This is a genomic window from Variovorax sp. HJSM1_2, assembly GCF_049316285.1.
In the GTDB taxonomy this organism is placed as follows: domain Bacteria; phylum Pseudomonadota; class Gammaproteobacteria; order Burkholderiales; family Burkholderiaceae_C; genus Rhodoferax_B.
The window spans coordinates 1-17,502 of record NZ_JBMOXA010000003.1 but is presented as its reverse complement, the minus strand read 5'-3'; the positions used below and the strand labels follow the sequence as shown (position 1 = coordinate 17,502).

Sequence of the window (17,502 nt, the reverse complement as noted above, 5' to 3'; positions counted from 1 at the left end):
TTTGAGCCAATTCAATCCATTCATCAGTGCGAAATGCGAGCGAATAAACGCTCTTTTGCTGCTGGCAGCAGCAGGTCGGTGCCAGTATTTACGCTAGCTTTTTAATAATTTCACCCGGGTGTAATTGCAAAATAATTTAAACCGGGTAAAAATACGGAAACCTCAAGACTACAGCCCCAAACCACATGCCCGATATTCCCTCGCCCCTTTTGTTCACGGCCTTCGCCGACAGCCGCTGCATTGCACAGGGCGAACTGGCGCATGTGGCCACCCTGGTCAAAGCGGCCAGCGAGACCTCTACTGACGCCACCCTTTTGCTTTTCCACGACGCCGATGGCACGCAGGTGGAACTGGACCTGCGCGGCACATTGGCCGAGGTGCTGCAAAGACTGCCCGCCCATCCCTGCATGGTCGCCGCCGCTCCCTTGATGCGTCAGGCTCCGGTCGCGCCAGCTGACACCAAGCCCACTGAAGCAGCCGAGGCGCCACGCCGCCCGGGCCGGCCACGCTTGGGCGTGGTGCCACGCGAAGTCACACTGCTGCCTCGCCACTGGGATTGGCTCAATGCCCAGCCCGGCGGCGCCTCCGTTGTCCTGCGTAAATTGGTCGAGGAAGCGCGTCGCCAAAGCCGTGACGCCGACGCCGCCAGGCAGGCCATTGAAGCCAGTTACCGTTTCATGCAAGCCATGGCCGGGAATGCGCCAAACTTCGAGCAAGCCAGCCGTGCCTTGTTTGCCGCCGACACGGCCGCCCTGCTGCAGCACTGTGCGGGCTGGCCTGCCGATGTGCGCAGCTACATGTTGCGTTTGGCCGCCCCTGCGCTCAGCCCCGAGATCAACACCGTCACCCCCCCCAGCAAAGCCGCAACATGACCCAGCCTCAGCAGCCTTCCGTCAGCAGCACCGAGACCGGCACACCCGCCAAGCCGCCGCGCATGTGGCGCACCTTCGTGACCTTCCTCATCCCTATGATGATCAGCAACATCCTGCAGGCGTTGTCGGGCACGTTCAACAACATCTACCTCGGGCAGATGCTGGGTGTGCAGGCCTTGGCGGCGGTGTCGGCCTTTTTCCCGGTGGTGTTTTTCTTCATTGCCTTTTCCATAGGCCTGGGCGCCGGGGCCTCGGTGCTGATAGGCCAGGCCTGGGGCGCCAAGGAGTTGCTGCGTGTCAAGGCGATTGCCGGCACCACACTCGCCGTGGGGCTGATCGCCGGCGCCGTGGTGGCGGTGTTTGGCGGCAGCTTCACGCAGTTGTTCATGGCCGGCCTGGGCACGCCGGTGGACATTCTGCCCAGCACCATTGCCTATGCACGTGTGATGTTCTGGGCCATGCCGGGTCTGTTCCTGTTCCTGCTCAGCACCTCGATGCTACGGGGCGTCGGTGACTCGGTCACACCGCTGTGGACACTTTGCATCTCCACCGCCGTAGGCCTGCTGGTGACGCCAGCGTTGATCCGCGGCTGGTGGGGCCTGCCGCAAATGGGCGTGGTCAGTGGCGCATGGGGTGCGGTGATTTCTTACGTGGTGGCCATGGGCTGGCTGGCGGTTTATCTGCTGTGGCGCAAACATCCCTTGGCACCCGACGCGGCGTTTCTGCGCAGCATGCGCATACAGCCGGCGCTGCTGGCCAAGGTGCTGCGCATAGGCCTGCCCACAGGTTTGCAAATGGTGGTGATTGCGCTCTCCGAGGTGGCGGTGCTGTTCCTGGTGAACCGTTTTGGCTCGGACGCCACCGCCGCCTATGGCGCGGTCAACCAGGTCGTGGCGTATGTGCAGTTTCCGGCCTTGTCGATTGCCATCACCGCATCCATCCTGGGCGCACAAGCGATTGGTGCGGGGCGCGGCGACAGCCTGGGCAAGATCGCGCGCACCGGCATACACCTCAACCTGGCACTCACCGGCACCCTGGTACTGCTGGCCTATCTGTTCTCGCGCCACATCCTGGCGCTGTTCATCACCGCGCCACCGGTGATAGAACTGGCGCAGACGCTGCTGCACATCATGCTGTGGAGCACCATCATTTTTGGCATGCAAGCCGTGTTGTCCGGGCTGATGCGCGCCAGCGGCAGCGTGCTGGTGCCCACCGGCATTTCAATCTTCTGCATCCTGGGCATAGAGGTGCCGACGGCCTGGCTGCTGAGCCAGCACATGGGCCTCAACGGCATCTGGATCGCCTACCCCATCACCTTCATTTGTATGCTGTCACTGCAAACCGCCTATTACCGACTGGTATGGAAGAAGAAGCCGCTGCGCAGGTTATGAGGCGCTAGAACTCTTTCACGAGAGAAAAGGTCAAGGCTGCAGCACCCAGCACATTCATCTGTGTGTTCCACCCGCCATCAAAACGCCAGCCCACCGCCGGCACGATGGCGGGCGAAAAGCCGTGGTAGTTCAACGGCACTTTGTCTTCGTAAGGCTCCTTGTAGCCATACAAGATGCCGGCCGACCACTTGAGGTAGACACGCGGCAGGCTGTCAAAAACCTTGTAATAGCTGCGGCCCACGTAAACATAGCCGCTATCTTGTCCAAACGAGTTGCTGAAGTACGCCCCACCCACAAACCAGCGCTCAGGGGTTTCACGCTCCAGGCCTATCAAGTGCACCGGCCTGTGGTCCGGGTTGTACGAATAGTGATAGGTGTAGGGGCTGATTTCCACGCGCCACAGATTGGGCGTATAGGCAGGCTCCTGCGGCTGGTTTTGAGCCATGACCTGGCCGCCAAAGCCCATCAGGGCCGCCGCGACCAAGCGCTGACGAAAAAGTGTCATTTGCATCGTATAGGGCTCACTGGCGCAACGGCAGAACCGCAGGCCCCAAGTGTTTTGGCTGTCGATCGAATGAGCGCAAATTTTAGCGGGCGCCCCCCTGCTGGAGCCCGGGCGAACCCTTGCGGCCCGCAGGCTAGAATCCGCTCGTGCCGCCCGCTCGACAAGCTGCGGCGCATTTGCTGGGGGTGTTGCCGCAGATCCGTGTGGCGACTGAGAAAGTCCCTTTGAACCTGATTGAGGTAATCCTCGCGCAGGGAAGCTGGTTTGCCACACCAAGTACCGGCCGTGCGCCGTGTCTCTGTTTTCGGTGTTGGCGCCCCATGTTCTCAGCCGTGGTTTGCCTGCCCTGCCGATAGGAGCGCAAACGTGACCGAGCCGACTTCATCTTTTCAAAACCAGGCCTTGAGCCCGCTGCCCAGCGATGCGCGTGTCTTCGGCTGGGGCGACCAGGCCGCGTTGTGGTTCAGCCTGGGCGTTGGATTGCTGGTGATGCAGATCGGCGCCTACCTGGTGCCGGCCGTGGGCACACAAGACGCGGTGCTGGCCATTGTGCTCGGCTCGCTGATTGGCGCCGGTTTGCTGGCCTGGACGGCGCGGGTCGGCTGCCGCACGGGTCTTTCCAGCGCCGGGCTGATGCATGCCACCTACGGCAGCCTGTTTGCACGCCTGCCCGTGGGGCTGAACATCGTGCAGCTCATAGGCTGGACCACGTTTGAGCTGGTGGTGATGCGTGAAGGCACGGCGGCCATAGGCCAGCAAATGTTCGGCCTGCCGCTGGATGGCCCCATGGGCATTCTCGCCACCACACTGCTCTGGGGCGCGGTGCTGACCGCGCTGCTTGCGGGTTCCATGCTCAAGCTGGTGCGCGGTTTTGTCAGCCGCTTTGGTTTGCCGCTGGTGCTGGTGTCGCTGCTGTGGTTGACCTGGCAGTTCGCGCATGCACTCGCGGCCAAGGGTTTTGCTGCGTTCTGGCAGCGCCCCGGTGACGGCAGCATGGGCATGTTGTCGGCGCTAGACCTGGTGATCGCCATGCCGGTTTCGTGGTTGCCGCTGGTGGCCGACTACGCGCGCCACGGCCGTAGCCCGCGCGGCAGCATGGGCGGCACCTGGCTGGGTTATGTGCTGGCCAACATCTGGTGTTATGCGCTGGGCGTGATGGTGGTGTCGGTGGCCGAGCCGGGTGTGTCACTCGTCACCGCCCTGCTGCTGGCCCAAGGTGGTTTGTTGGCGCTGGGGCTGATCTTGATCGACGAGTTGGACAACGCTTACGGCGATGTGTATTCGGCCTCGGTCAGCGCCCACAGCCTGCAGCCGCGCTGGAGCGTGCGCCGCTGGGGCTTGTGGCTGGCGGTGCTGTGCACAGGCCTGGCGCTGGTGCTGCCCATGCACAGCCTGGAGCCGTTTTTGCTGCTGCTGAGTTCGGTGTTTGTGCCGCTGTTTGGCGTGATCCTGGGACGGCTGGGTGCGACGGCCGAAACACCGTCGCTGACGGCCCGCCGCATCGATGTGCTGGCGGCTGGCTTGTGGCTTGCAGGCATTGTGCTGTACCACCTGCTTGCGCAGTGGGCGCCGCAGTTCGGTTCGGCATTGCCCACGCTGGCCGCCACCTTTGTGCTGGCCTGGTTGACACGCAGCAGCCAGGCCAAAGCGCTTTCTGTCGCCTAAAAACCGTTCAGAGTGATGTCACTCCTGCAATGGCCGGGTCTGCATGACCACCGGGCTGAAACCGTGGTTCAGCGGCCCAGCGCCCCGCCCGGTGCGCACCTTGGCCCCCGCGGCAATGGCGTTCAGGATGTATTCACGCGCGCGCCCCACGGCCAATGGCAGCGGCATGCGCTGCGCCAGATAACAGGCGACGGCCGACGACAAGGTGCAGCCCGTGCCATGGCCATTCGGCGTGGCAATGCGCTGCGCGTGCAAGTGTTGGCGTGTGCCGTCGGGCAAGGCCAAGACGTCGACCACTTCGTCACCGGGCAAGTGGCCGCCCTTGAGCAACACCGCCGGCGCACCCAGCGCCAGCAGCGCGGACGCTGCATCGTCCAAGGCATCCACCGTGGCCAGTTCACGCACATCCCGGCCCAGCAGCAGCGCGGCCTCGTCCAGATTCGGCGTGATCAGCGTGGCACGCGGAAACAGTTCGCGCACCAATACCTGCACGGTTTCGCTGGCCATGAGGCGGTCGCCGCTGGTGGCCACCATCACGGGGTCGAGCACCACCTGGCGCAGCTGATAGTGGTCTATGGCCCAGGCCACCACCTCCACCACCTCGGGCGCATGCAGCATGCCGATCTTCACGGCATCGGTGCCAATGTCGTCCAGCACCGCCTGCAACTGCGCCTTCAAAAAAGCCGGCGGCACAGCATGGATGCCACTCACACCCTGGGTGTTTTGCGCAGTGAGTGCGCTGATGGCGGTCATGCCGTAGCAACCCAGGGCCGAGAAGGTTTTCAGGTCGGCCTGTATGCCGGCGCCACCACCGCTGTCGGAGCCGGCGATCGACAACACACGCAGGTAACGTTGCAAAGATGGTTGAGCAGAAGAGATGGTGGACGAGAGGGTCATAGGCAAATTATCGGGGCTCGCGGCAGATGCTGTGCTGTAATTGCAGCCTCGGATGAAACAGGGGTGTCTTGCTGCGATGGCAGGGCTGAGAAAAACCCTAAGCGTACATCTTGCCTCTTCAACAGCCGGCAAAGCAAACGCTTGCGACCCGATCCAGATCATGCTGGCGTGGGGAGTTTCAAATGCCTGGCGCCCGCGACTGCGCGCCCCGTTTTGTCCAACTGAACCCACTGTTGGACGCATGAACCTCCTCACCCCTTCCAGCCACGTCGCCATCCTGGGCGCCGGCCTCATGGGCCGCCTGCTGGCGTTTGCGCTGGCACGCCAGGGCTGCCGCGTGTCGATCTTCGATGCCGCCGGCCCGGGTGCCGAAAACGCCGCCGCACGCGTGGCCGCCGCCATGCTGGCGCCGCTGGCCGAGTCGGCCGTTACCGAGCCCAGCGTGGTGCAAATGGGCCGCTACGCGCTGGGCCGCTGGCCCGAACTGGTGGCCGAGCTTGCAGCTTACGCCCCACCCGTTTTCTTGCAGCAAGCCGGCACCTTGATCGTCTGGCACCGGCAAGACGCCGCCGAGGCCACGCGCCTGGGCCAGCAACTGGTGAGCAACCAGCGCAACATGCCCGCGTTGCCTGCACCGCAGCGGTTGGATGCTGCAGGCATTGCCGCGCTGGAGCCCACGTTGGGCGATCGTTTTGCCCAAGGCATCTACCTGCCCGAAGAAGGCCAGCTCGACAACCGCGCACTGCTGGCCGCGCTGGGCCAGGCCTTGGTCGCGTTGGGCGTAGACATCCACTGGAACAGCCCACGCGCGCCGGAGGATTTAAAAGACGGTTTCGATTGGCTGTTCGACTGCCGTGGCCTGGGCGCGCGTCCGCAGTGGAGCGCCCTGCGTGGCGTGCGGGGCGAGGTGGTGCGCGTGCACGCACCCGACGTGCAGTTGAGCCGCCCCACACGCCTGGTGCACCCGCGCTACCCGCTGTACATCGCCCCCAAACCCGAAGGTGTGTTTGTGATTGGTGCCACCGAGATTGAAAGCGACGACCTCTCGCCCGCCAGCGTGCGCTCCACACTCGAACTGCTGAGCGCCGCCTACGCCGTGCACAGCGGTTTTGCCGAAGCACGCATTCTGGAGATCGCCACCCAATGCCGCCCGGCCCTGCCGGACAACCTGCCCGCGCTACGAGAGCTTGGCCCCCAGACGCTGCAGATCAACGGCCTGTACCGCCACGGTTTCATGATCGCACCCGCCATGCTGGACGCGGCGCTGGAACTGGTGTCGACCGGCCACAGCACACTCGCCGAAAGCTTTGGGCTCAACCCCATGGCACTGCCCGCCACACCATGAACGTCCTGATCAACCAACAACCCCACCAGTTGCCCGATGGCGCCACGCTGGCCCAAGCCGCCGAGGCCATAGGCGCGCGCCCGCCGTTTGCCACAGCCGTCAACCTGCAGTTTGTGCCCGGCGCCAAACTCGCGCAGACGCTGCTGCAAGACGGCGACAAGATTGAAATCATCCACCCGGTGACCGGAGGCTGAACATGTCCACACCAACCAAACCCGACACCCTTTCGCTCTACGGCGAAACCTTCACCAGCCGCCTGCTGCTGGGCACGGCGCGCTACCCGTCACCGGCCGTGATGGAAGCCGCCATTCGCCGCGCCAAGCCCGCCATGGTGACGGCCTCGCTGCGCCGGCAAAACCTCAAGCCCGGCCACCATGAAGGCACGGGCGCCGCTGACACTGGCAACGGTTTCTGGGCCTTGCTGCGCCAGTTGGGCGTGCCGGTGCTGCCCAACACCGCCGGTTGCCACAGCCCGCAAGAGGCCATCACCACGGCCCACATGGCGCGCGAAGTGTTTGCCACCGACTGGATCAAGCTCGAACTGATTGGCGACGACTACACCCTGCAACCTGACACCTTGAACCTGGTGCAAACCGCCGGCACGCTGATCAAAGACGGCTTCAAGGTGCTGCCCTACTGCACCGAAGATCTGGTGTTGTGCCAACGCCTGGTCGACGTGGGCTGCCAGGCCGTCATGCCCTGGGCCGCGCCCATAGGCACAGGCAAAGGCCCGGTCAACCCCTATGCGCTGCAGGTGCTGCGCGAGCGGCTCAGCGTGCCCTTGATTGTGGACGCCGGCCTGGGCCGTCCCTCACATGCCTGCCAGGTGATGGAGTGGGGTTTCGACGCCGTGCTACTCAACACCGCCGTGGCCTTGTCGCAAGACCCGGTGCGTATGGCCGGCGCGTTTGCCGATGCGGTGGACGCAGGCCGCGCCGCCTACCAGAGCGGCGCCATGGCCGAACAACACGCCGCCCAGCCCAGCACCCCCGTGCTCGGCACACCCTTCTGGCATCAATCCTGAGCGCCCCATGCCCACCATAGAAACACAGGCGCAAGCCATCTTCGACGCGCACCGCGCCACCTTCCTGCCCACGGCAGAAGCGCTGGACAGCGCTCCAGAATTCAGCCGCGCCGACGTCAATTACCAAGCCGCCAAACTCGGCTGCCTGCGCCTTGGCTTCATACCAATCGATGCCGAATGCCTGGCGCTGGCCTGGCAGGCGCAGAGTGTGCGCACGGGGCAGTTTGATGCCACGGCCTGGCCCGATACGCGCGCCGATTTTGGCCTGGCGCCACGCCCGCGCGCCAATACCTTCGCGCCCTGCCCCGATCGCCTGGGCCTGTACGCCGTGTTGCCCGATGCCGCCTGGGTAGGCCGCATGGCGCGCGCCGGCGTGCCCACGGTGCAGTTGCGCTTCAAGTCGGATGACCAGGCCGCCATCGTGCGCGAGGTGCATGCGGCCGTTGCCGCCGTGCAGGACACCGGCAGCCTGCTGTTCATCAACGACCACTGGCGCGCCGCCATCAACGCCGGAGCCTATGGCGTGCACCTGGGCCAGGAAGATCTGGATGCGCTGCAACCGGCCGAGCTGGAGACGATTCGCGCCTCCGGCATTCGCCTGGGCGTCAGCACCCATGGTTACGCCGAGATGCTGCGCGCCGATGCCGTGAGCCCGAGCTATATCGCCATGGGCGCGGTGTTCCCCACCACGCTGAAAAAGATGGCCACCGCGCCACAAGGCCTGGGCCGTCTTTACGCTTATGCCCGCTTGCTGCGCGGCATGCCGCTGGTGGCCATTGGCGGCATAGACGCGGCGCAGATGCCTGCCGTGGCGGCCAGCGGCGTGGGCTCGGTGGCCGTGGTGCGCGCCTTGGTGCAGGCGCCGAATCCGGAATTGGCTGTGGCTGAACTCAAGCAGATCCTGGCTGGCGGTTGACCGCTGATGGATAGCCGGTAAACGAATGCAAAGGCCGCGTAAAATCGGCCGCAACTTCGCTCCAGGGCGAAGCACCGCTAGGGGTGTTGGACCGGCCAGGGCCGGACGACTGAGAAAGTCCCTTCGAACCTGATTGAGGTAATCCTCGCGCAGGGAAGCATGCAAGAAGTCTCGCCGCGCGCACATCGCCAAACAGCTGTGCGCCCTCTCACACGGCAGATCCAGACCCTTGAGGCTCCCGCGAAGCTGCTGTTTTCACCATGGCACATCGCAAACATAGTTGCACATCATCTTTCAAGCCAAACTGGCCCCTCAAGCGCTCCAGCATTGCGGCAGCCGCTTCTGTATTCGTAGCATTCACGGCGCACGCCCAGACCCCTGAGAACGCCACGCTCAGCACCATCACCGTCAACGAGCAAACCGCTGCCCCCATGGCCGACGTCACCGGCTTTGGCGACGTGCCGCTGCGTGAAGTGCCGCTGTCCGTCACCGTGGTCGACCACACCGCGTTGCAGAACGTGGGCGCACGCCGCCTCGCCGACCTGACGCAGTTCGACGCCTCGGTGGCCGATGCCTACAACTCGCCCGGCTACTGGGACTTCCTGAGCGTGCGCGGCTTCACGCTCGACAACCGCTTCAACTACCGCCGTGAGGGCTTGTCCATCAGCGCCGAAACCTCCATCCCGCTGGAGAACAAGGAGCGCATCGAAATCCTGAAGGGCACCAGCGGCATACAGGCCAGCACCAGCGCACCCGGCGGCCTGGTGAACTACGTGGTCAAACGCCCGACCGAACACAACCTGCGTGAAATCAATGTCGAATGGACCGGCCGCGGCAGCCTGCTCACCGCCATCGACCTGGGCGGCCGCTTCGGCGCCGAACGCCAGTTTGGCTACCGCCTCAACGTGGCCGCTGAAAAGCTGCGCCCCGAAACCTACCACGTCGACGGCAGCCGCAACCTCTTCGCCCTGGCCGCAGACTGGCGCCTGACACGCGACACGGTGCTCGAAGTGGAGCTGGAAAACAGCCACAAGTCACAACCCAGCGTGGCCGGCACCAGCGTCATCGGCAACCAGTTGCCGCCGCAGCCCAACCCGCGCCTGAACCTGAACAACCAGCCGTGGTCACAACCCTCGGTGTTCGACGCGTTCACCGGCAGCGTGCGCCTGCAGCAAGCCATCAACACCGACTGGCGCTGGTCGGCACAAGTGGGCCAGCAAAAACTGAAGACCGACGACCGCCTGGCCTACCCCTTTGGCTGCAGCGCCGAGGGCGTGTACGACCGCTTCTGCAGCGATGGCACCTTCGACATGTACGACTTCCGCAGCGAAAACGAGCGCCGCACCCAGACCGGCGCCAACCTGCGCCTGCAAGGCAATGTGGCGACGGGCAGCGTGAAGCACGATCTGGGCATAGGCCTGACCAGCAGCCGCGTGCGCAACCGCTTTGAGGAGTACGCCTACAACTGGGTTGGCATCGGCAGCATAGACGGCCAAACCATGTTGCCCGCAGACCCGTCACTGTTTGTAGGCAACACCAACCGCGACGAACGCAGCCTGGAGTTTGCGTTGCAGGACGCCATCCACTGGACGCCCGAGTTCACCACCTGGGTCGGCCTGCGCCACACGCGCCTGCAACGCGACAGCGCACTCACCGATGGCAGCAACCCCACCAGCTACAGCGACAGCCTGAACACACCGTGGCTGGCGGCCAGCTACAAGCTGCCAAACGCGGCCGTGGTTTATGCCAGTTACGGCGAAGGTCTGGAATCGAGTGTGATGCCGAACAATCCCGCCATTGGATTCAGCAACGCAGGTCAAGCTTTGCCAGCAGCCAAGTCCAAGCAGTTTGAGGTGGGCGTCAAGGGCGGCAGCGAGAACCTGGGTTGGCAACTGGCCGCTTTCCAGATCAAGCGCCCGATCTCGAACGTTGACGCTTGCACACGTCTCTTCATCGTGGATTGCCTTGTTGGTTATGACGGTGATGCCGTGCACCGCGGCCTCGAAGCCAGCAGCCAATGGCGCAACGGCCCCTGGGCCATAGACGGCAGCGCCACACTGCTGCACGCGCGCCGCGAAGGCAGCACGCTAGAGCCGCAGAACAACGGCAAGCGCCCCACCAACGTGCCCGACTGGGCCCTGCGCGCCCGTGTGGCCTATAACCTGAGCACAGTGCCCGGCATGCAGATCGAAGGCCTGCTGTCGCACGAAGGCCAACGCGCGGTGACGGCCGACGAGTCCATCATGCTCGGCGCCTGGACCCGCGTCGACGCCACGCTGCGCTACAACACCAAGCTGGGCGCCAGCAACACCACCTGGACGCTGGGCGTGGACAACCTGTTCGACAAGAACTACTTCCAGGAGTCGCCGACCCAGTTCGGCCACATTTATCTTTTTTCTGGGGCTCCACGAACTTTTCGCATCGGATTTCGCGTGAGTTTGTAAAAACACCAAAAATGTGCCTATAATACGAGGCTGTGACGAACGATGTTCCTCAATAGCTCAGTTGGTAGAGCGCCGGACTGTTAATCCGTAGGTCCCTGGTTCGAGCCCAGGTTGAGGAGCCACCTAACACCACTGTGAACCGTGGCATTAGGTGCTCTAAGAAGAGCATCTTCTCTGTATGCCACCGTCACAGTACCATTGCTAACGGCTATGTGATCAACGAAGGTTGAGAGCATGGCCTTTAGTTTTTTGGGCTCTTCGCAACTGCGAATGACTTCCCGAATGGTCTCCACCGCTTGCTGCGGGTCCACGTCGACCAGGTCGTAGTTTGGAGCCTCTTTTACTTCCAGCGCTTCTAGCGCTCGCTCGACGTTGCGAATGGTCTCAACTAAGCCACTCAAACGCGTCTTCACATCGGCAAGGTCGGGCGTATTCGTCCCCATCGTTTCCAACACGTCGTACAGGTTGCCGCGTCGCGACTCCGCTTCCCGCAGTTCTTTTACCAAAGCGCGCCGGCGGATAACGCGTTCCTCTGCCCACTTCCCGCCGCTGGCACGAATGTCGGCCACGATTTTTTCGACAACCGAAGTGGTCAAGACGCGCTCTAACAACTGGTCGACCATCCAAGTATCAAACACCTCGGCACGCACTGCGTGCAAGCAGCATCTAGGCTTACCCTTCTTGTGCGCAAGGCAGGCGTAATAGCTATACAACGCACCACTGCGCCCAGTCCCGTTTCTAATCTGCAGGTTGTTGTCGCAGATGCCACAGCGCAACAGGCCGCTAAATGCGAAGCTGCTGCGCGGTACGCCGCCAACGTCATGCGGTACGCGCTGTTTCATCATCGCTTGAACCCTTTCAAAATCTTCTCTAGTCACGATCGCAGGGTGACTTGCAACCCGCACCACCTCGTTCTCGGGCTTGGCGCCACGGCTTTTGTGATGGACCTGGTTAAACAGACGCTCCCCCATATAGCTGGGGCTCTTCAGGATCAAAGCCACAGAATTTTTCCCCCAGGCTTTGCCGTTGCGAGTCATGCCCGCTGCATTCATGCGCAAGGCAATCGCCTGGGCGCCAAGTCCGTCATTCAAGGCAAGGGCAAACATGCCCTTGACGATCAACGCGTTGTCTTCATGCACAGCCAACTTTGACCGCTTGCCCACCTTTTCAACTTGATAGCCAAAGGGCACGTGCCCGCCGACAAAAAATCCATCACGCGAAGCTGTCACCATCGAGCGCAGGGTGTCGCGTGCGACGTTGCGAGAATAGATCTCGTCCATCATCCCGGTCATCACGCCGACCATCCAACCGGTGTCGGTTTCCAGATCCACGTCCTGGTGCACATATGCCGGCCGCGTGCCGTAATCCCGCAGCAGAGCCGTGTTTCGCAAGGCGTCTTCTAGGTTGCGTCCGAATCGAGATGAACTCCAACACACCATGAAATTCACCCGGTGCGCAGCGCAATAGGCCAAAGCAGCTTGGAACCCTGGCCGGTTGTCAGTCCGACCGCTGACACCGTCGTCACGAAACACCTGCACCACCTCGGCATCTAGCGCCTTTGCCTTCACCCGGCACTGCTCGATTTGGCTTTCCATTGAAACGCCATCGTCGGCTTGCTTCTGCGTGCTCACCCGGGCATAAATCACTGCTCTCTTCATCTTGAGATTCTCTTGCGACGACTGGCCATCAAGCGCCTGGTGTGACGATCGCTGATTTTTTCACCCAACTGCTCGCTCACTTTCTTCTGAACCTCGCGCTGCGAGTACCCCATGGCGGCCATGGTCTCCACCAAGCGGTTGCGCTGAAAGCGCTGATAGGCCCGCAGCCGTGGCATACGCACAATCAATGTGTAGCCGTTGTCGGAGAGCAGCTCGGGCGCGCTATCCAGCACCCGCCACACGCGCATGAAGGCCTCGAATCCCAACTCTTCAGCCACGGCCAGCACAACGCGCGACAACCCCATGGCAGCCAGCTCGTCCAGCAGCAGGTGCTCAGAGGGAGACGCGCCAGAATTTTTCGCGAAATTTTTTTTAACCCGCCGTGGGCGATGTTCAGAGGGGCTCCCGCTATCTAGGTACCCTCCCCCCCCGGGGGTGCACTGGGTTGGTGCATGCCGGGCCCCCACCCCCTCGGAATGCGACTGACTCTCACTGTCACTGCCGAGCATGTCCAGCTGCTGCCAGGCGCGTGCAGGGTTCTCACTGCGCCTTTGCCGCATGTTGCCCCCCCTGCGTAGCTATGGCGAGGGGTGTCACCACTGCGTGGTTCAACAGATGACGCACTGCACCCCACTGCCGAGTTAGCCCGTTATGAGGGAAAGTTGCGAGATGGCACGAGATCGGACATTGCCGTCGGGGCCCTTCAATTTTCTGGGTGACAGAATGGTATTTGTGTAACGCTGTTGCGTGGATGGACATGTGTTTGCCTTGTGGTGGAAAAACTCAGCGCGGCAGGCGCTTGAGCAGTTCGCTGATAGGGGTGTTCATGCGAGAGAGCGGGCTGTTGGCGTCGACCACGCGGGTCTTCATCTCCACGGCCAGCGCGGTGTAGATCGCAGTGCTGCGGATGTTGTCGTGGCCCATCAGCTCCTGCACCACCAGAGACGAGGCGCCGCCCTCAGTCAACCTGGTGCCGTACAGGTGGCGCATGGCATGCGGGTGCAGCTGCGCGTCCGGTATGCCTAAGGGCTGGCCGTAACGCTGCAGCATGCGATGCACGGTCTGGCGCGTCATGCGGCGTTCTTCACCTCTGAAGCGGTCCGCTGTCACCGTTGAATTGCGTGTGCCAATGAACAGCACGCGGTCTGGTCGACCGTCGCGCCCCTTCACATCACGATCGATCTTGGCCAGGTCTTCGTGCGCCAGGTACACCCGCAGGATGGCGGCCGCCTCGCGTGGCACGGGCACCAGGCGCTCCTTGTCGCCCTTCTCCAGGGTGATCAACGCCATGCGCACCTCGCCGTCGATCTGCTGTTGCTGCAGGTCGCCCTCGTTCAGGTTCACTAGCCCGCTGATACGCAGGCCACAACCCACCAGCACGTGCAGGATCGCTGCATCACGCATGCCCCGGAAGGTGGCCAGGTTGGGCGCACACAGCAGCCGCTCAGCGTTGGCCAGGGTGATGGTGTTGGGCAGGCGCTTGCCGGTCTTGGGGTATTCCACCTGCAGCGACGGGTTCAGCTCGATCACCCCCTTGGCCTGGGCCCAACGGTAGAAGCCACGCACCGCGCTCACGTACGGCTTGCGACTCAGGGCCAGCACATCGCGCTGATTCAGCCACATGCCACAGAAGGCCTCCAGCTCGGCCGGCGAGGCGCCCAGGATGGACGCCGGCTCCATGAACTCCTGCAGCCGGCGCATGGCCAGCAAATAGGCCTCCCGCGTGCGGTCGCTGCGGTTCTTCGCCACATCCAGATATTCCAGCCACGCATCAATGGCCAGTTGATCGGTCCAGCCTTTAAACGCCATGGACACCTCCAACACACGGGTTCACAGCAGGGGTGGACGCATTTCCGGCAAAAAACCCGGGGAAGGTGTGAACCACCGCGCTAAGTGCCTGTCGCCATTGGCAAATGCCTCTTTTTTCATCCCCGGAAAACCCGTGGATCGCAAACCCAACCCGTGGATACATTTCGTCACCACTTTTCAAACCCGTGGAAGCCGTTTTCCCTCTGTTGGGCTCTCTTTCTCTCCTCTCTCTCTCTGAAATTTGAAAGAGAGAGATAGAGAACGGCGCAAAACCGCAAAAGCAAAAGCGTGGAGAAAAACGGCCAACCCGTGGAATAAAACGGCCAACCCGTGGAGATTTAGAAAAACCCGTGAGATGGTTTTGCTTACAACCATGCGGGTGTCCAGGGTGTTGGGGGGTGGAATCCCCGGGTTTTGCGCGGTGTCTCCAACCCCCGGCATAGAAATTAGCTATCGCGGCGCCCCCTCCCCCTTCCAGGCCGCTCCCGGCGGGCCGGTTTAACTCGGTCGGGGGGTGCGGGGGGAAAGGGGAAAGCGGCGCGGCATTGATGCCGCTTGCGCATGAATGCACATCAGCCGCTGCGCGGTGAATGGAGCGCGCCTGGCGGCGCGTGGTGGCTTGGTAGAGCCAGGGGGCAAGGCACGGCTGCAGCATCAAAACGCCCCCTCTGGTTCAGCACGCGAAACCGGCACCACCGGGTGCAGCCCATACCGGCTCAGCGCGTCAATGCTCAGCGCCACCATGTGGCCCACACGGCGGCCGCCCACGGTGCGCTCTACCGCCTGGGGCTCGCCGTCATCGTCCAGCACCAGCACGCCGGCCAGTGCCAGCTGCTTCTTCAGCGCCCGGTCGCTCTTAATCGGCAGCTCGTCCCAAAACGCGCGCAGGCCATTGCTCTGGCTGATGTGGTCCATGATGTGCCCGGTGCGAATGCACAGCACCTCCACCTCGTCGATATCGCTGAACAGGAACGGGTGCCGAAACTCCCCGCGCGAGATCTCGCTGAAAAGCTTCTCCAGGATCCACACCCACGGGTGCCGCGTGGCAGTGGTCTCGCTGATGTGCCGGTTCATCTCGGCCGTCAGGTCGCCCAAAAATCCGCCCTGATCGGTGGCAATGCCCGCAAAGTCGCACATCAGCAACCAGGCCGTGGCCATCGCCGCATAGTTGTTCACGATGCGCTCGGCGCCGGCGTCGTCGGCCTTGGCCAGGCTGGCCTTGTTTAGCGCCTGTACCTGCTCAGTGTGCAGGTTCAGCACCGCTTTCTTGTCGCTGCTGGCCAGGTACTGCAGCCACTGCCGCATGGGGAACGCAGGGCAATCGTCGGGCACCATGGGCCCGCGCTTTTCCTTCGTCATGCTGGTCTGGATCAGCTTGCCCTGCAGCCCGTCCACCGGCACGTCTTCGCCGCTCAGTAGCACAGGGGCACTCAGCAAAAACTTGCTCTTCAACCCAATGCCGCGCGACGTGCTCTCGTATTGGTAGCACTCTTGCAACGTTCCAATTGCCTTGGTGCGCAATTCTTGCTTGTTCGTGCTGAACTCTCCCCAAGCGATCGGCTGGCTGGTGTAGCTCACCGAACCGATGATCCGGTACTCGCTGCCCAGCGACTGCCGGCTGAACTGCTTCATCCCCACCGCCTTGCCCACCGCCTTCACCTGAAACGACTTACCCACGCCCTTCTCGGCCTGCAGCACAAAGTGCGGCCAAAAGCCCAGAAACGCCTTCAGGTGCGCCCCCAGCGCCCACACCAGCATCACCGCGCTGGCGTTGTTCTCAAACGTGGCCTGAAAGGCGCGCACCACCTGCGCCGCGTCAGCCACGCCGCCGCTGGGAAACGCCAGGTTGTGATACGGGCACTGCTCGGTCGGGTTCGTGAAAAAGCAGTCGCTGCCCTCGTTCACGGCCAACTTGCCTTCGCGCCAGGCCAGCCCCACAAAGTTCACCGCGTCGCGCGCGCCAATGTTGGCCGCGCGCTCCCACACGTTCACCATGCGGCTGAAAGGCGTGGGGGCATACACCGGGCCCAGCTTCTTCCACACCTCGATGTTGTGCAGCCGCTCATCGTCCACCACCACGCGCTGCAGCTCGGCGCCGTGGCGGGCCACCTGCACGCTCAGCGCAAACATCGTGGTCGGCGCATTGTCTTTGGCGCCCGTCATCGTGCTGTCGTCACTGGCAATCTTCACCCGGCTGATGGCCGCAATGCGAAAGCCGCACACATCGGCCATCGCAATTTTTTCATTGCCGTCGTTGTCTTTTTCCGTCTTGGTCACGAACTTGGTGAAGTCCGGCTGCACCCGGTATTTCCAATACGTCAGGTAGTCGTGGTGCGGCAAAAACAGCCGCGGCTTGCCCAGGCGCTCGGCATCCCCCACCATGCCCGGAATCATCCAATCCTGCAGCTTCACCAGCGCCTTAGCCGTCTCGTCCACCCCCTTGGCCTTCAGGTAGTCGTTGATGTCGTTGATCGGCTTGTCGTCCTCGTCCACCCACCCGGCCTGGTCGACCATCAGACAGCTGATGTCCAGCCCCGTCAGCACCTCATGCAGCCGCCAAAACGCCGATAGGCCCGGGCAATAGCCGTTCTTCGGGTTCTTGTCGTTGTTCGCGTCGTAGAAAGGCGGATCGTTGTCAAAGCAGCCAATCACCTGTTTGCCGCGCAAAAACGTCCAGTCAATGTTGTCCACGTTGGCAGTGCCGCGAATGCTCAGCGCCGCCACACCTGGCAGCGCACAGCTCTCAATGCTCAGCACGTTGATGCTGCTCTCGCACACATACACCGTGCGCGCCGCCTCCAGCCTGCGCCAGTCGCTCACCCAGGGCGAGCCCGCCTTATCCCCCTGGCTGCCGGTTTTCACCTTGCCGTTGTGCTCGGGCTCCAAGTAGCGCATGTCCACCGCCACCACCTGGCCAGAGCGCTGCGCCCGCACGATGAACGCCACGGCCGGACCGCCCCACAGCGGCTCGCCCTT

At 62.9% G+C, this 17,502-nt stretch carries 14 protein-coding genes, 1 tRNA gene and 2 riboswitches; of the genes, 9 read left to right on the top strand and 6 right to left on the bottom strand.

Features of this window, described 5'->3' with window-relative positions; genetic code table 11:
• Nucleotides 1–194 precede the first annotated feature (194 nt).
• Together ACFQ95_RS04240 and ACFQ95_RS04235 are read left to right on the top strand one after the other, a co-directional pair.
• Entirely contained in the window at nt 195–872 is a 678-nt protein-coding gene (locus tag ACFQ95_RS04240) for a DUF2239 family protein (RefSeq protein ID WP_422829834.1), read from the top strand.
• A complete protein-coding gene (locus ACFQ95_RS04235) occupies nt 869–2,263 on the top strand; it encodes an MATE family efflux transporter (protein WP_422829572.1) in 1,395 nt (464 codons plus the stop codon). Before ACFQ95_RS04240 ends, ACFQ95_RS04235 begins: the two co-directional genes overlap by 4 nt.
• A gap of 4 nt (nt 2,264–2,267) precedes the next feature.
• On the opposite strand, the gene ACFQ95_RS04230 is transcribed toward ACFQ95_RS04235, so the two are convergent.
• Complete coding sequence (locus ACFQ95_RS04230; RefSeq protein WP_422829571.1) at nt 2,268–2,768, bottom strand: hypothetical protein; 501 nt, start codon at nt 2,766–2,768, stop codon at nt 2,268–2,270.
• Nucleotides 2,769–2,939: 171 nt separating this feature from the next.
• Nucleotides 2,940–3,042: riboswitch (TPP riboswitch) on the top strand.
• A 92-nt stretch (nt 3,043–3,134) separates the two neighbouring features.
• Here ACFQ95_RS04230 and ACFQ95_RS04225 point away from each other — a divergent pair.
• Nucleotides 3,135–4,433, top strand: coding sequence for a purine-cytosine permease family protein (locus tag ACFQ95_RS04225; RefSeq protein ID WP_422829570.1), 1,299 nt, complete (start codon nt 3,135–3,137; stop codon nt 4,431–4,433).
• 18 nt (nt 4,434–4,451) lie between these two features.
• On the opposite strand, the gene thiD is transcribed toward ACFQ95_RS04225, so the two are convergent.
• Nucleotides 4,452–5,330, bottom strand: a complete 879-nt coding sequence (gene thiD, locus ACFQ95_RS04220) for a bifunctional hydroxymethylpyrimidine kinase/phosphomethylpyrimidine kinase (protein ID WP_422829569.1) — start codon at nt 5,328–5,330, stop codon at nt 4,452–4,454.
• Between the two features lie 241 nt (nt 5,331–5,571).
• Between thiD and ACFQ95_RS04215 the strand changes: the two genes are divergently transcribed.
• The 6 genes from ACFQ95_RS04215 (at nt 5,572) to ACFQ95_RS04190 (ending at nt 11,181) form a co-directional block, all read left to right on the top strand.
• The gene (locus tag ACFQ95_RS04215) at nt 5,572–6,675 is read left to right on the top strand and encodes an FAD-dependent oxidoreductase (protein WP_422829568.1); all 1,104 of its coding nucleotides are present in this window, start codon (nt 5,572–5,574) and stop codon (nt 6,673–6,675) included.
• Entirely contained in the window at nt 6,672–6,869 is a 198-nt protein-coding gene (gene thiS, locus ACFQ95_RS04210; RefSeq protein ID WP_422829567.1) for a sulfur carrier protein ThiS, read from the top strand. Before ACFQ95_RS04215 ends, thiS begins: the two co-directional genes overlap by 4 nt.
• Nucleotides 6,870–6,871: 2 nt before the next feature.
• The gene (locus tag ACFQ95_RS04205) at nt 6,872–7,699 is read left to right on the top strand and encodes a thiazole synthase (RefSeq protein WP_422829566.1); all 828 of its coding nucleotides are present in this window, start codon (nt 6,872–6,874) and stop codon (nt 7,697–7,699) included.
• A 7-nt stretch (nt 7,700–7,706) separates the two neighbouring features.
• On the top strand, nt 7,707–8,615 hold the full coding sequence (locus tag ACFQ95_RS04200; protein WP_422829565.1) for a thiamine phosphate synthase: 909 nt from the start codon (nt 7,707–7,709) through the stop codon (nt 8,613–8,615).
• Between the two features lie 69 nt (nt 8,616–8,684).
• Nucleotides 8,685–8,788: riboswitch (TPP riboswitch) on the top strand.
• An 87-nt stretch (nt 8,789–8,875) separates the two neighbouring features.
• Entirely contained in the window at nt 8,876–11,059 is a 2,184-nt protein-coding gene (locus ACFQ95_RS04195) for a TonB-dependent siderophore receptor (protein WP_422829564.1), read from the top strand.
• A 46-nt stretch (nt 11,060–11,105) separates the two neighbouring features.
• Nucleotides 11,106–11,181: transfer RNA gene (locus ACFQ95_RS04190), tRNA-Asn, on the top strand.
• Here the strand turns inward: ACFQ95_RS04190 and ACFQ95_RS04185 are convergent.
• The 4 genes from ACFQ95_RS04185 to ACFQ95_RS04170 form a co-directional block, all read right to left on the bottom strand.
• Nucleotides 11,140–12,717, bottom strand: coding sequence for a recombinase family protein (locus tag ACFQ95_RS04185; RefSeq protein ID WP_422829833.1), 1,578 nt, complete (start codon nt 12,715–12,717; stop codon nt 11,140–11,142). The genes ACFQ95_RS04190 and ACFQ95_RS04185 overlap by 42 nt on opposite strands.
• Nucleotides 12,714–13,022 (bottom strand): hypothetical protein, encoded by a 309-nt coding sequence (locus ACFQ95_RS04180; RefSeq protein ID WP_422829563.1) that lies wholly within the window; start codon nt 13,020–13,022, stop codon nt 12,714–12,716. Before ACFQ95_RS04180 ends, ACFQ95_RS04185 begins: the two co-directional genes overlap by 4 nt.
• A gap of 478 nt (nt 13,023–13,500) precedes the next feature.
• Complete coding sequence (locus ACFQ95_RS04175) at nt 13,501–14,526, bottom strand: tyrosine-type recombinase/integrase (protein ID WP_422829562.1); 1,026 nt, start codon at nt 14,524–14,526, stop codon at nt 13,501–13,503.
• Nucleotides 14,527–15,180: 654 nt separating this feature from the next.
• Nucleotides 15,181–17,502: toprim domain-containing protein (locus ACFQ95_RS04170; protein WP_422829561.1), on the bottom strand; the 2,322-nt coding region annotated here is incomplete at its 5' end.